The organism is Pectobacterium aquaticum, assembly GCF_003382565.3.
Lineage (GTDB): Bacteria > Pseudomonadota > Gammaproteobacteria > Enterobacterales > Enterobacteriaceae > Pectobacterium > Pectobacterium aquaticum.
This window is the reverse complement of record NZ_CP086253.1, coordinates 1,022,251-1,035,574: the sequence shown is the minus strand read 5'-3', so window position 1 is coordinate 1,035,574 and position 13,324 is coordinate 1,022,251. Positions and strand designations below refer to the sequence as shown.

Annotated in this window: 12 protein-coding genes; 10 read left to right on the top strand and 2 right to left on the bottom strand. The window is 53.4% G+C overall.

Features of this window, described 5'->3' with window-relative positions; all coding sequences use genetic code 11:
- The first annotated feature begins 384 nt into the window (after positions 1-384).
- From proV to proX, 3 genes are read left to right on the top strand one after another with little or no spacing between them, the layout of a single operon-like run.
- Positions 385-1,587 (top strand): glycine betaine/L-proline ABC transporter ATP-binding protein ProV, encoded by a 1,203-nt coding sequence (gene proV, locus DMB82_RS04785; RefSeq protein WP_102119444.1) that lies wholly within the window; start codon positions 385-387, stop codon positions 1,585-1,587.
- Positions 1,580-2,848, top strand: a complete 1,269-nt coding sequence (proW, locus tag DMB82_RS04780) for a glycine betaine/L-proline ABC transporter permease ProW (protein ID WP_116164757.1) — start codon at positions 1,580-1,582, stop codon at positions 2,846-2,848. Before proV ends, proW begins: the two co-directional genes overlap by 8 nt.
- 27 nt (positions 2,849-2,875) lie before the next feature.
- On the top strand, positions 2,876-3,880 hold the full coding sequence (gene proX / locus DMB82_RS04775) for a glycine betaine/L-proline ABC transporter substrate-binding protein ProX (protein ID WP_116164755.1): 1,005 nt from the start codon (positions 2,876-2,878) through the stop codon (positions 3,878-3,880).
- Between the two features lie 60 nt (positions 3,881-3,940).
- Here the strand turns inward: proX and DMB82_RS04770 are convergent, their stop codons facing one another.
- Positions 3,941-5,098: a lactonase family protein gene (locus DMB82_RS04770; protein ID WP_116164753.1), complete on the bottom strand. Its 1,158-nt coding sequence runs from the start codon at positions 5,096-5,098 to the stop codon at positions 3,941-3,943.
- Positions 5,099-5,256: 158 nt separating this feature from the next.
- Here DMB82_RS04770 and DMB82_RS04765 point away from each other — a divergent pair, with 158 nt between their 5' ends.
- The 7 genes from DMB82_RS04765 to DMB82_RS04735 all read left to right on the top strand — a co-directional run bounded on the left by DMB82_RS04765 (position 5,257) and on the right by DMB82_RS04735 (position 12,830).
- The gene (locus tag DMB82_RS04765; RefSeq protein ID WP_116164751.1) at positions 5,257-6,477 is read left to right on the top strand and encodes an MFS transporter; all 1,221 of its coding nucleotides are present in this window, start codon (positions 5,257-5,259) and stop codon (positions 6,475-6,477) included.
- Positions 6,478-6,672: 195 nt separating this feature from the next.
- Positions 6,673-7,404 (top strand): AzlC family ABC transporter permease, encoded by a 732-nt coding sequence (locus DMB82_RS04760; protein WP_116164749.1) that lies wholly within the window; start codon positions 6,673-6,675, stop codon positions 7,402-7,404.
- Positions 7,401-7,730, top strand: coding sequence for an L-valine transporter subunit YgaH (gene ygaH, locus DMB82_RS04755; RefSeq protein WP_116156523.1), 330 nt, complete (start codon positions 7,401-7,403; stop codon positions 7,728-7,730). The genes DMB82_RS04760 and ygaH overlap by 4 nt, the downstream gene beginning before the upstream one ends.
- A gap of 189 nt (positions 7,731-7,919) precedes the next feature.
- Positions 7,920-8,435 carry a transcriptional repressor MprA gene (gene mprA / locus DMB82_RS04750; protein WP_010305362.1) on the top strand — a complete coding sequence of 172 codons (516 nt, stop codon included), beginning with the start codon at positions 7,920-7,922 and terminating at the stop codon, positions 8,433-8,435.
- A gap of 275 nt (positions 8,436-8,710) precedes the next feature.
- Complete coding sequence (gene emrA, locus DMB82_RS04745) at positions 8,711-9,886, top strand: multidrug efflux MFS transporter periplasmic adaptor subunit EmrA (protein WP_010305366.1); 1,176 nt, start codon at positions 8,711-8,713, stop codon at positions 9,884-9,886.
- A gap of 56 nt (positions 9,887-9,942) precedes the next feature.
- Entirely contained in the window at positions 9,943-11,439 is a 1,497-nt protein-coding gene (gene emrB, locus DMB82_RS04740; protein WP_420892627.1) for a multidrug efflux MFS transporter permease subunit EmrB, read from the top strand.
- A 206-nt stretch (positions 11,440-11,645) separates the two neighbouring features.
- Positions 11,646-12,830 carry a NupC/NupG family nucleoside CNT transporter gene (locus DMB82_RS04735; protein ID WP_010305375.1) on the top strand — a complete coding sequence of 395 codons (1,185 nt, stop codon included), beginning with the start codon at positions 11,646-11,648 and terminating at the stop codon, positions 12,828-12,830.
- A 50-nt stretch (positions 12,831-12,880) separates the two neighbouring features.
- Here the strand turns inward: DMB82_RS04735 and DMB82_RS04730 are convergent, their stop codons facing one another.
- Complete coding sequence (locus DMB82_RS04730; protein WP_116156521.1) at positions 12,881-13,315, bottom strand: DUF3574 domain-containing protein; 435 nt, start codon at positions 13,313-13,315, stop codon at positions 12,881-12,883.
- Positions 13,316-13,324 lie beyond the last annotated feature (9 nt).

Genomic DNA, 13,324 nt, shown 5'->3' with positions numbered 1-13,324 from the left:
CGTCGGCCTATTCGGGTGTCTATAAGACAAAAATCTTGATTTATTTACCCTATTATTCGATTAGTGGAATTCACTATAAATGGTGATGTATTCACAATCAGAAAAGGTTATATCAGCCACTAATTCAATACGTAATAACTAACAGGTAACGCACTGTTATAAAAAGAATTACCATTCAAATAAAAAATCATAAAGATCACATAAATCATGAAGATAAGGCAGTAATAATAGCGTTACTGTTATCGCAAATATTCGCCTTCCGGGAAACGCCCCTGAGGCAATAAAGGGTTGTCTCAGAATCTGAGTATGGTAGGGTAGCTTATGTTTAATCATTATCAGGGTTACGTTATAGAATTATAAACGACACAGGAAAACAATAATTTCATGGCAATTAAACTTGAAGTAAAGAATCTTTATAAGATATTTGGCGAGCACCCAGACAGAGCATTTAAACTGATTGATAAAGGCCTGAGCAAAGATCAGGTATTTGAAAAAACAGGGCTTACTGTCGGGGTAAAAGATGCCAGTCTGGCCATTGAAGAAGGCGAGATATTTGTCATCATGGGATTATCCGGTTCCGGCAAATCAACCATGGTACGCCTTCTCAATCGTCTGATCGAACCCACTCGGGGTCAGGTGCTGATCGACGGTGAGGATATCTCCAAGATATCCGATACCGCGCTGCGTGACGTACGCCGCAAGAAGATCAGTATGGTGTTCCAATCCTTTGCGCTAATGCCGCATCTGAACATCCTCAACAATACCGCGTTTGGTATGGAACTGGCTGGCGTACCGAAAGCGGAACGTGAGCAAAAAGCGTTGGATGCCTTGCAACAGGTAGGGCTTGAAGCCTACGCGGCGTCTTACCCAGATGAGCTGTCCGGCGGGATGCGACAGCGTGTCGGTCTGGCTCGTGCGTTAGCAAACGACCCCGATATCCTGCTGATGGATGAGGCGTTCTCCGCGCTTGATCCGCTGATCCGTACTGAAATGCAGGATGAGTTGATCAAGCTCCAGTCTCGTCATCAACGCACTATCGTCTTTATCTCGCACGATCTGGATGAAGCGATGCGCATCGGTGACCGCATTGCCATTATGCACGGTGGTGAAGTGATTCAGGTCGGCACACCCGATGAAATCCTGAATAACCCCGCCAATGACTATGTGCGCACCTTTTTCCGCGGTGTCGATATCAGCCACGTGTTTAGCGCCAAAGATATCGCCCGTCGTCGCCCGGTCACCTTGATTCGTAAAACCCCCGGCGTGGGGCCGCGTTCCGCGCTGAAGATCCTTCAGGATGAAGACCGTGATTACGGCTACGTGCTGGAAGGTGGAAAACGTTTCATTGGCATCGTGTCTATTGATTCACTGAAGCAGGCGCTTAAAGAACAGCAGCCGCTGGAACAGGCGTTACTGCCCGAACCTGTTCCCGTGCCCGCAGATATGTCACTCAACGAGCTGATTTCTCAGGTCGCACAGGCTCCCTGTGCCGTTCCTGTCGTCGGCGAGAACAATGAGTACATAGGCATCATTTCCAAAGGAATGCTGCTACAGGCACTGGATAAGGAAGGAGTGACCAATGAGTAAATCAACATCGAATCCGTGGGATGCGACCACGGCACAAAACCAGCCTGCCGATCAAGGCACAACCTCTGAGCAGGCTAGTGGCGCACAGCAAAACGATCCGTGGGCGGCCAGCTCGCAAAACGCTCCAGCCGATTCTGCACCAGCGAATGATGGCGCTACGCCTGACAGTGCTGCACAGAGCGACCCTTGGTCCACCGGCGCGCCCGCTCAGGATGCCCCCGCCAACGGCGGCGATGCATGGAGCAGTACTCCGGCACCCGATGGTTCTGTCGATGCCGCCCATCAGGCTACACAATCCGGCAGTGACTGGTTAAACAGCGCAGCCCCAGCGCCCCCCGAGCATTTCAACCTGCTCGATCCGTTTAAAGACACGTTGATCCCACTGGACAGTTGGGTCACCCACGGCATCGACTGGGTTGTGCTGCACTTCAGACCGATCTTCCAGGGCGTTCGCGTCCCGGTTGATTTTATTCTGGGCGGCTTTCAACAATTCCTGCTGGGTATGCCAGCGCCGATCGCCATTCTGGTGTTTTCGCTGATTGCCTGGCAGATGTCCAGCCTCGGCATGGGCGTGGCTACCCTGTTGTCTCTCATTGCGATTGGCGCAATTGGTGCCTGGTCGCAGGCTATGATCACGTTAGCGCTGGTACTGACTGCGCTGTTCTTCTGCGTGCTCATCGGGCTCCCCGTTGGGATCTGGCTCGCACGTAGCGAACGGGCCGCAAAGTTCATTCGGCCACTGTTAGATGCCATGCAGACCACACCCGCATTCGTTTATTTAGTGCCTATCGTCATGCTGTTCGGTATCGGTAATGTACCGGGCGTGGTGGTGACCATTATCTTTGCCCTGCCGCCGATTATTCGCTTAACGATTCTGGGTATTCGTCAGGTGCCGGCCGATTTGATCGAAGCCGCCGAGTCATTCGGCGCCAGCCCGCGCCAGATGCTGCTTAAGGTTCAGCTCCCACTGGCCATGCCAACCATTATGGCAGGTGTTAACCAGACGCTGATGCTGGCGCTGTCGATGGTGGTTATCGCCTCGATGATCGCCGTAGGCGGTTTGGGTCAGATGGTACTGCGCGGTATTGGTCGTCTGGATATGGGTCTGGCTGCCGTCGGTGGTGTCGGGATCGTCATTCTGGCCATTATTCTTGACCGCCTTACCCAATCTCTGGGACGCGATCGCCGCAGCAAAGGCAACAAAAGCTGGTACGCCAGCGGCCCGATTGGCCTGCTGACCCGTCCTTTCATCAAGCAATAACGCACGATAAAAACAGAGGGAATCATGATGCGTAACACCACACTTTGGGCCGCCGCCCTGACTACCGCCCTGTTGAGTACACAGGTTTACGCCGCCGATACCGCACACCCCGGCAAAGGTATTTCCGTTATTCCAGTGCAAAGCACCATCTCCGAGGAAACGTTCCAGACGCTGCTGGTCAGCCGCGCGTTGGAAAAGCTGGGCTATGACGTGCAGTCCCCCCGTGAAGTGGACTACAACGTGGCCTACACCTCGATCGCCTCCGGCGATGCAACGTTTATCGCGGTTAACTGGGACCCGCTGCACGCCGATCAGTACAAAGCCGCTGGCGGGGATGCGAAATTCTACCGTCAGGGTGAATATGTCTCCGGTGCCGCTCAGGGTTACCTGATCGACAAGAAAACGGCTGAAAAATATAAAATCACTAATATTGCGCAGCTAAAAGATCCGAAAATCGCCAAGCTGTTTGATACCAACGGCAACGGTAAAGCCGACCTGACGGGCTGTACGCCGGGCTGGGGATGTGAAGCCGCCATCAACCACCACCTTCCTGCCTATGGCTTAACCGACACGGTAGAACATAATCAGGGGAACTATGCGGCGATGATCGCCGATACCATCACCCGCTACAAAGAAGGCAAGCCGATTCTGTACTACACCTGGACGCCGTACTGGGTGAGTGATGTGCTGGTTCCGGGACGTGACGTAGTCTGGTTGCAGGTACCTTTCTCTTCTCAACCGGGTGAAATGAAAGATGTCAGCACCAAGCTGCCAAACGGTGCCGACTATGGCTTCCCCGTTAACACGATGAAGATTGCCGCGAATAAAGCCTGGGCCGAGAAAAACCCAGCAGCGGCGAAGCTGTTCGCTATCATGAAGTTGCCAATTGCGGATGTGAATGCGCAGAACCTACGTATGCACGAAGGGCAGGGTTCACAGAAGGATATCGAACGTCATCTTGATGGCTGGATCAAAGCCCACCAGCAGCTGTTTGACGGTTGGGTGAAAACCGCCGCTGATGCAGCGAAATAATCACCAGTAGACGAGCGCCCCTTTCCAGTGAAAGGGGCGTTTTTCATTGATGGGCGATAATTACGGCAGGTTAACGATTTCGACCCAGTTCGCGCCTTTTCCGGTCGGGAATTGCCCTACTCGCACTAAATCCCCGTTATCCTGATTGATGCGATACACCGACAGCGACGTCGATTTCTCACCGCTGGCGATCAGGAATTTCCCGCTTGGATCGATCTGAATGCCGCGCGGCTGCGTTTCCGTCGGGTAGCGCGTAATGTATTGCAGCTGTCCGGTTTTCGGTTCTACCCGCAGCAGCGCAATCGTGCTTTTGGTGCGTTCCGATACGTACAGGAATTTTCCATTTGGCGTCAGATGTAAATCAGCGCTCCATATCTGTGGGCGGCTATCGGTGCTATTTTTATCCGGCGTAATGGTTCCCGCTCGCATCCCCGCATCGGCCGGCACGGTGTCCGTGTAATCCAACAGCGTGAGCTGCCCTGTATTTTCATTCAACGCCAGACGCGCGACTTTGCCGGACAGTTCATTGCTCACGTAGAGCGTTTTATTATCGGGTGATAACACCAGATGACGCGGCCCATATCCTTTAGGCAGCGTAATTTCTGCCGGTTCATTTGGCGTCAGCGTGCCGGTTTTCGCATCAAACCGGAACTGTACGATTTGGTCGCTGCCCAGGTTGCTGGCAAAAACGAACTTATTTTTGCGATCGGCAATAATACTGTGTGCCTTCTCACCTGTCGGCACCACGGTGACGACACTCGCGTTCACTTTGCCATCGTTATCAATGCCATTAACGGCGACTTTATTACCGCCGTACGAGGCGCTGAACAGCCACTTTCCAGTTCGGTCCGTCGAGATGTAGGCCATGCTGTCCGGCAATTCCGCTTTGCCTAACGGGCTCAGCACGCCGCTTTTAGGATCGATTTTATAGCTAACCGCCGAGTAAGGAATGCCGCGTGTGGCGGCATAGAGGAAGGATTTATCCGGGCTAACGGCCATCGGCATCACTTTCGCGCCTGCGGCTGCTTTGCCGATAGCGGTTAATTCGCCGCTTTGCGTATTGAGTGTGTAGGCATCAATCGCGCCATCAGTGGCAGCAGAGACGTAGACGGCCGTGACCGCCTGCGCGCCCATCGACCACAGTGCCGCAGGAAGAAGTGCGCATCCCATTAACACTGCAACGCTTTTTTTCTTAAATATCTGATAATGCTTAAACATAATGTCCCCTGTCGATAATGTTATGACTTTGGCGATAAGCTAAATCAATCTCAGGAAAAACAAAACAAACTTGAGCAGCGTAAAGATATTCTGGTATCTCATTAGGCTCTGCCGGATACTATACCTTCTGCTTTTAACATCATATTAACGTTCACACTATGTCTCTTCAGCAACAATCTGTATCACCCCAGCCACAACCGGGGCTTAGCCTGTCTTTGACCCTGATTATGTCTGTCGCGACCGGCCTTGCCGTCGCCAGTAACTATTATGCCCAACCGCTGCTGGAGACCATCGCCAGAGTCTTTGCGCTTTCCGTTAATCAGGCAGGGTTCATTGTCACCGCCGCACAGCTGGGTTATGCCGTCGGCCTGCTATTTTTGGTGCCGCTGGGGGATATGTTTGAACGCCGAACGCTGATTGTCGGCATGACGCTACTCGCCGCGGGTGGGATGCTGATTACCGCCTCTGCACCCACGCTCTGGATCATGATTGCGGGTACGGCGTTAACTGGGCTGTTCTCCGTTGTCGCGCAGCTGCTGGTGCCTCTCGCCGCCACGCTGGCGACGCCGGAAACGCGCGGTAAAGTCGTCGGCACGATTATGAGTGGCCTGCTGCTGGGGATTCTGCTGGCGCGTACCGTCGCGGGTGCGCTGGCTTCACTCGGTGACTGGCGCACCGTGTACTGGGTTGCCAGCACGCTGATGGTCATCATGGCGCTGATTCTGTGGCGGGCATTGCCGCGCATTCCTCAGCAAAACACGCTGAACTATCCGCAGTTGCTCGTCTCAATCTTCCGCCTGTTCTCTGCCACTCCGCTGCTGCGCACGCGTGCCATCCTGGGCTGTCTGTCCTTTGCTAACTTCAGCATTCTATGGACGTCGATGGCCTTCCTGCTGGCCTCATCGCCATACGGTTATTCCGAAGGCGTTATCGGCCTGTTTGGACTGGTCGGTGCCGCCGGAGCCTTAGCAGCATCACGCGCTGGGCGTTTAGTCGATCAGGGCAAGGCCAAGCCGACCACCAGCGTGGGGATTATCCTGCTTTTGCTGTCATGGGGCTTTATCGCGCTCGGTATTCATTCCGTAGCAGCGCTGCTCATTGGTATTATCGTGCTGGATCTGGCGGTTCAGGGCGTACACGTGACCAACCAGAGCGTGATCTACCGTATGATGCCCGAAGCACGTAATCGCCTGACGGCAGGCTATATGACCAGCTATTTTATCGGCGGCGCACTAGGATCGCTCCTTTCAGCCTCGGCTTACCAGCAGTGGGGCTGGCTGGGCGTCTGTGCCGCAGGCGGCATTATCAGCCTGTTGAACCTGCTGGTGTGGTGGCGAAGCCATCATCATGAAACGCAGGAAGCGATGGCGGCACTATAGTGCCTTCATAGACTTTCGTATTTGTAACACGCTCGCGTGAGACTGTCTCATTTGAGACAGTTTCTCGCGAGAAAATTACACCCGATACCATTTCGTCAAAAACCATCACGCCAGTTACGTAATAACGTGAAATTCCGGTGATGCTTTGCTAGTGTTATCGGTTAATTTCCTTTAAGAACAAAACATATCAAGCCAGTGAAGACATCACCCCCATCTGCACCGACAAAATCTGCCTCTTTTAGCGAAGGCGTATTTGACAGTCTGCCAATTGTTATCGGCTACATGCCCGTGGCATTCGCGTTTGGCATGAACGCCGTCAAGCTCGGGTTTACCCCGCTGGAAGGCATTTTCCTTTCCTGCATCATTTACGCCGGCGCCAGCCAGTTCGTCATCACCGCCCTGCTCAGCGCGGGCATGTCCATCTGGGTGGCGGCGTTGACCGTCATGGCGATGGATGTCCGCCATGTGCTGTATGGACCCGCGTTACGACATCGCATTGCACAACGGCTGCCGACGCGAAAAACCGCGCTGTGGGCGTTCGGCCTGACGGATGAAGTTTTTGCCGCCGCCGCCACCCGACTGGCGAAAGATAACCGCCGCTGGTCAGAAGACTGGATGATGGGTGTGTCGCTGCTCGCCTGGCTTTCATGGGTGCTCGGCACGGTGATTGGAGCCGTGTTCGGTAACGGCCCGCTGAATGATTACCCAGCCGTTGAAGCGGCGCTGTCTTTTATGCTGCCCGCACTTTTCCTGAGCTTTTTACTCGCGTCCTTCAGGCGGAAACAGAGTCTGGTCGTCGCCTGCGCACTCGGCGGCGCGCTGCTTGGTCTGCTGCTTTCCTCCATCCCGGCCGCAATACTGTTCGGCATTCTCAGCGGCTGCCTGGCTTCACTGGTTAACCCTGCTACGCCACAGGTGAACGTATGAGTACAGAAGTCATTCTTATCGGGCTGATTGTCGGCTTGGTGAACTACCTCTTCCGCTATCTGCCTCTGCGGCTGAGCGCCTCACGCGCTTCCGGTTCGCTGCAACGCGGCAAAAAAGCGCTGTTGCTTGATAGCATCGGCATTGCTTCCATTTGTGCGCTGCTGATTGTTTCCAGCGTGCCGGATATTCTCGCGCATCGTGAAAAGCTGCTGCCAACGCTTATAGGCTTTATTACGCTGACCGCCTGTTTTTATAAAACCCGCAGTATCGTCTTATCGACGTTACTGGGCGCGCTCTGCTACGGCGTAGCCTTTAAACTGCTTTGAATCCGCCGAGCGAATTATCAACTAACATTTTGATTTAAATAAAGTAAGCGGTGAATAATCTTCATTTCCAGCGATTCTCCGCTTACTTTCTGTCACAGAAATAAGCACAATTTCCCACCTCAATGCCGTTTACCCAGTTAGTAACATTAGTTACTATGCACTCCGTGATTAATGAGGTTTATATAAAAAATGGACAGTTCATTCACTCCTATAGAACAAATGCTCGACCTGCGTGCTTCGCGTAAGCCCGACTTCCCACGTCAGGAAGTGCTATTGCTGCGTTTATTCATGCACGTACAGGGCAAAATCCTGGAACACAGAAACCGAATTCTGAAAGAACAGGGCATCAATGAAACCCTCTTCATGGCATTGCTGACGCTGGAGTCTCAAGAATCCTATAGCATTCAGCCCTCTGAACTCAGTGCTGCACTGGGATCGTCACGCACCAATGCGACGCGCATTGCCGACGATCTGGAGAAGAGAGGCTGGATTGAACGACGCGAGAGCAGTAGTGACAGACGCTGCCTGCATCTGCATCTGACGGAAGAAGGTAAAGCATTTCTTGGTCAACTGATTCCACCGCAGCACCATAGCCTCCATGTGCTTTGCTCCGTGCTTGAATCTGGTGAGCAAAAACAGCTCGAAAGCCTGATGAGAAAACTGTTGGTCCGGCTGGATGAGATGGACGAGTCAGTCAACCAATAACAGAAAAAACAACAACAAAAAAACAATAGTCAGCACCTTTCCACTCGGAATGACCCGATGCTTATGTATCGGGCGGAGGCGTTTTGCTGCAAAAAATAGGCATGACTTCTCCGCAACCGCGGTATGCGGCTTAGCAAAACGGCAATTTCACGCGCTGGGCGGGCGACCTTAAGCCCACCGGGCCGCACAGCAAAATGAATTCATTGCGACTATCGCCAGACTGCTCTGTCTGGTGCGATAGCCGATACAAAGAAAATAAAAAGAGAGAGAACAGCATGAGTGAAAGTGTGGAAAATCAGGTGCCGCAGACGCCACAGAAAAACAAAAAACAGCAACGCAAACGCGTGTTATCACTGCTGACGTTTATTTTCGTCGTGTTGGGCTGTGCCTGGCTGGTTTACTGGTTCCTGGTGCTCAGACACCACCAAAGCACCGATGACGCCTACGTCGCAGGCAATCAGATTCAGATCATGGCGCAGGTCAGCGGCAGCGTCACTCATGTTAACGTCGACAATACCGATTTTGTTAAGCAGGGACAGGTGCTGGTGGAGTTAGATCCGACCGATGCCCAGCAGGCGTTTGAACGCGCGAAAACCGGGCTGGCCAACAGCGTCCGCCAGACGCACCAGTTGATCATCAACAGTAAGCAGTATCAGGCCAATATTGAGTTGCGCCAAACCGAGCTGAACAAGGCGCAAAGTGACTTGAGCCGCCGGGAAGCACTCGGCAGCGCTAATGCTATCGGGCGTGAAGAAGTGCAGCATGCTCGTGATGCCGTCGCAACCGCCAAAGCCGCACTGGAAGTCGCCAGACAGCAATATCAGGCGAATCAGGCAATGATTCTGGATACGCCGCTTGAGAAGCAACCCGCCATACAGCAAGCCTCCGTAGAAATGCGCGATGCCTGGCTGGCGCTACAGCGTACCAAAATCGTCAGCCCGATCGACGGCTATGTCTCACGCCGCAGCGTGCAGATTGGGGCGCGTATCTCTTCGACATCAGCGCTGATGGCCGTCGTTCCTGCCAATCACCTGTGGGTCGATGCGAACTTCAAAGAGACACAGTTAGCCAATATGCGTATCGGGCAACCGGCTACCGTGATCGCGGATATCTACGGTGACGATGTCGTGTACCAAGGAAAAGTGGTCGGCCTCGATATGGGTACCGGTAGCGCGTTCTCTCTGCTGCCTGCCCAGAACGCGACGGGCAACTGGATCAAAGTCGTTCAGCGCCTACCCGTGCGTATTGAGATCGATCCGAAGCAGATTGCAGAACATCCGTTGCGTATCGGTCTGTCCGCGCTGGTTAATGTCGATACCGCCAATACGGAAGGCAGCGCGTTAGCAGAAACCTCACGCACCACGCCAGCCTACCAAAGTGATGCTTTGACGTTGGATCTCACGCCTGTTAATCAGGAAATCAGCGCCATTATTCAGGCGAATGCCGGTTAAGCGGGCAGGAGAGAAACGTGCAGAGAGAACCGCTTAAAGGTGCCAGTCTGGCCTGGATGACCGTTGCTCTGTCGCTGGCAACGTTTATGCAGGTGCTGGATTCCACCATCGCCAACGTCGCTATTCCGACTATCGCCGGTAATCTGGGTGCGTCCAACTCACAGGGAACGTGGGTCATCACCTCGTTCGGCGTTGCCAACGCCATCTCTATTCCTATTACCGGCTGGCTGGCCAAACGGTTTGGGGAAGTCCGCCTGTTTTTGTGGTCAACGGCACTCTTCGCTCTGACGTCCTGGCTATGCGGAATATCCACCAGCCTGGAAATGCTGATTTTCTCCCGCGTGTTGCAGGGGATTGTCGCCGGGCCGCTGATCCCGCTGTCACAGAGCCTGTTGCTCAGCAATTATCCCCCCGCCAAACGCAGCATCGCTCTGGCGCTATGGTCGATGACCGTGGTCGTCGCGCCGATCTGTGGCCCGATTCTGGGCGGCTGGATTAGCGACAACTATCACTGGGGCTGGATATTCTTCATCAACGTTCCACTCGGCATCGCCGTGGTATTTATTGCCATGCAAACGCTGCGCGGGCGAGAAACCAAAACCGAGATCAAGCCCATCGATACCATCGGGCTGGCATTGTTGGTTGTCGGTATCGGTAGCCTCCAGATGATGCTCGACCGCGGAAAAGAACTGGACTGGTTTAACTCGACGGAAATCATCACCCTAACCGTGGTGGCGGTGATTGCAATCGCGTTCCTGATTGTCTGGGAGCTAACCGACGACCACCCAGTGGTGGATTTATCGCTGTTTAAATCGCGCAACTTCACCATTGGCTGTCTGTGTATCAGCCTAGCCTACATGTTTTACTTCGGGGCGATCGTGCTCTTGCCGCAACTGTTGCAGGAGGTGTATGGCTATACCGCCACCTGGGCGGGGCTGGCATCCGCACCGGTTGGGTTGATGCCGGTGGTGCTGTCGCCGATCATCGGTCGATTCGCGCCGCGTCTGGACATGCGCAAACTGGTGACGTTCAGCTTTATCATGTACGCCGTCTGCTTTTACTGGCGCGCGTACACCTTTGAGCCGGGCATGGATTTCGGCGCATCGGCCTGGCCGCAGTTTGTTCAGGGGTTTGCCGTCGCTTGTTTCTTCATGCCGCTGACAACCATCACGCTGTCTGGGCTTCCGCCGGAACGTTTGGCGGCAGCATCGAGCCTATCGAACTTTGCCCGTACGCTGGCGGGCTCAATAGGAACGTCGCTGACCACCACGCTCTGGACGCAGCGCGAATCGCTACACCATGCGCACCTGACGGAATCTATCACGCCCTATAATCCGATCGCGCAGGAAACGTACCAGCGGCTTCAGGCGATGGGAATGAGCCAAACGCAGGCCTCAGCCTACATCGCAGAGCAGATTACCGCACAGGGGCTGATTATTTCCGCCAACGAAATCTTCTGGGCCGCAGCGGCCGTATTTCTGGTTCTTCTGGTGCTGGTCTGGTTCGCTAAACCGCCCTTTACCACTGGTGGTGGAGGCGGTGGCGCGCACTAACTCGCCGTAAACTTTCTTTCCCCTTCCGCCAGCAACGGGCCGAAGGGGAATTCTCTTTTACCCTTCCCACCGTCCCCTGATGACTCGAATACGTCTCGCCATCCTTATAGCGCGGTAGCGAATAAGGATTTACAGATTCGGGATAAACATATTTTCACATTCCGATTACAATGCGCCTCTTTTATTCAGGGATTACGTGGTTTTTTATGTCACAGGTTTTACATTTCATTTTGGCAACCGCAGCCATTTTTTTGCTGGCACTGCTCGTCAGTCACGACAGAAAACGCATCCGACTGCGCTTTATTGTGCAACTGCTGGTGATTGAAATTTTGCTGGCCTATTTCCTTCTACATTCCAGCATCGGGCTTAACGCGATTAGCGCCTTTGCTGGTTTGTTTGAAAAGCTATTATCTTTTGCCAATCAAGGGACCGATTTTGTGTTCGGCGGGATGAACGCACAAGGGCTTTCCTTTATCTTCCTCAATGTGCTCTGCCCTATCGTCTTTATTTCTGCGCTGATCGGCATTTTGCAGCACTGGCGCATTTTACCGCTGATTATCAAAGGTATCGGCACACTGCTGTCCAAAGTGAACGGGATGGGGAAACTGGAGTCGTTTAACGCTGTGAGTACGCTGATGCTCGGGCAGTCAGAGAATTTTATCGTCTATAAGGGCATCCTCGCCGACATGTCGCCACGTCGGATGTACACGATGGCGGCAACAGCAATGTCGACCGTGTCCATGTCGATTATCAGCGCCTACATGACCATGCTGGACGCCAAATACGTCGTCGCCGCGCTGATTCTGAATATGTTCAGCACCTTTATCATTCTGTCGATTATCAACCCTTATCAGCCTGACGACGAACCAGAACTGAAACTGGAAAAGCTGCATGAAGACCAAAGCTTCTTTGAAATGCTGGGGGAATACATTCTTGCCGGGTTTAAAGTGGCGATGATTATTATGGCGATGTTGATCGGCTTCGTGGCGTTAATTGCCGCCGTGAATGCACTGTTCAGCACCGTCTTCGGCATTAGCTTCCAGGCGATCATGGGCTATGTCTTTTCACCGCTGGCGTGGCTTATCGGCATTCCCTCTTCCGATATTCTGAACGCAGGGAGCATCATGGCGACCAAGCTGGTGGCGAATGAATTTGTTGCCATGATCGAATTGAAGAAGATCGCAGCAGAGATGTCGCCACGCGGACTGGGCATTTTATCCGTGTTCCTGATTTCCTTCGCTAACTTCGCGTCAATCGGCATTATCGCGGGTGCCATCAAAGGGCTGAATGAAGCACAGGGCAATGTGGTATCGCGCTTCGGCCTGAAGCTGGTTTATGGTTCTACGCTGGTGAGTTTACTGTCTGCGGCAGTGGCGGGACTGGTGCTGTAATACGTGTGAGATGAAAATCATCAGCCCCTGAAAAGGGGCTGATGAAAAAGTTAGAACGCGACGCAGACGGGAGCATCAATCCGCATGACGGATTCCTGCGCGAAACGTGATTTGTAGGTCGTACGCAACGCTTCAATATCACGCTCCCGATCGGGGCCGTGAATCAACATCAGCGCCTTGCTGTTCTCTCGGGCAACCACGCCATCATTCCCTAGCCATTGTCCTTTGGCATCAAACACCGTCAGCCCTTCTTTAAAGCGTGGCGTAACGTCACCATCCAAGAATGCTTTCCACTCGGCATCTGAAATCACCGGGCCAGCAGGACGATTCAAACCAAAATAAAGTGTGGTCTGCACCTGTTTATCGCCAATCTGACACGCCTCAGCCGCTGGCGCAGCGGCAGCGGACGAGCGCTGCAGCGAGTGGCAACCGCTTACCAGCAATGTACCCAACAGTAACGATACCGCGATAATTTTCTGCTTCATCACTCGTTC

What these genes read in the sequence shown, in the direction of transcription:
- proV (WP_102119444.1), top strand. Translation starts at nt 385, where the DNA reads ATGGCAATTAAACTTGAAGTAAAGAATCTTTATAAGATATTTGGCGAG.
- proW (WP_116164757.1), top strand. Translation starts at nt 1,580, where the DNA reads ATGAGTAAATCAACATCGAATCCGTGGGATGCGACCACGGCACAAAAC.
- proX (WP_116164755.1), top strand. Translation starts at nt 2,876, where the DNA reads ATGCGTAACACCACACTTTGGGCCGCCGCCCTGACTACCGCCCTGTTG.
- DMB82_RS04770 (WP_116164753.1), bottom strand. Translation starts at nt 5,098, where the DNA reads ATGTTTAAGCATTATCAGATATTTAAGAAAAAAAGCGTTGCAGTGTTA.
- DMB82_RS04765 (WP_116164751.1), top strand. Translation starts at nt 5,257, where the DNA reads ATGTCTCTTCAGCAACAATCTGTATCACCCCAGCCACAACCGGGGCTT.
- ygaH (WP_116156523.1), top strand. Translation starts at nt 7,401, where the DNA reads ATGAGTACAGAAGTCATTCTTATCGGGCTGATTGTCGGCTTGGTGAAC.
- mprA (WP_010305362.1), top strand. Translation starts at nt 7,920, where the DNA reads ATGGACAGTTCATTCACTCCTATAGAACAAATGCTCGACCTGCGTGCT.
- emrA (WP_010305366.1), top strand. Translation starts at nt 8,711, where the DNA reads ATGAGTGAAAGTGTGGAAAATCAGGTGCCGCAGACGCCACAGAAAAAC.
- emrB (WP_420892627.1), top strand. Translation starts at nt 9,943, where the DNA reads ATGACCGTTGCTCTGTCGCTGGCAACGTTTATGCAGGTGCTGGATTCC.
- DMB82_RS04735 (WP_010305375.1), top strand. Translation starts at nt 11,646, where the DNA reads ATGTCACAGGTTTTACATTTCATTTTGGCAACCGCAGCCATTTTTTTG.
- DMB82_RS04730 (WP_116156521.1), bottom strand. Translation starts at nt 13,315, where the DNA reads ATGAAGCAGAAAATTATCGCGGTATCGTTACTGTTGGGTACATTGCTG.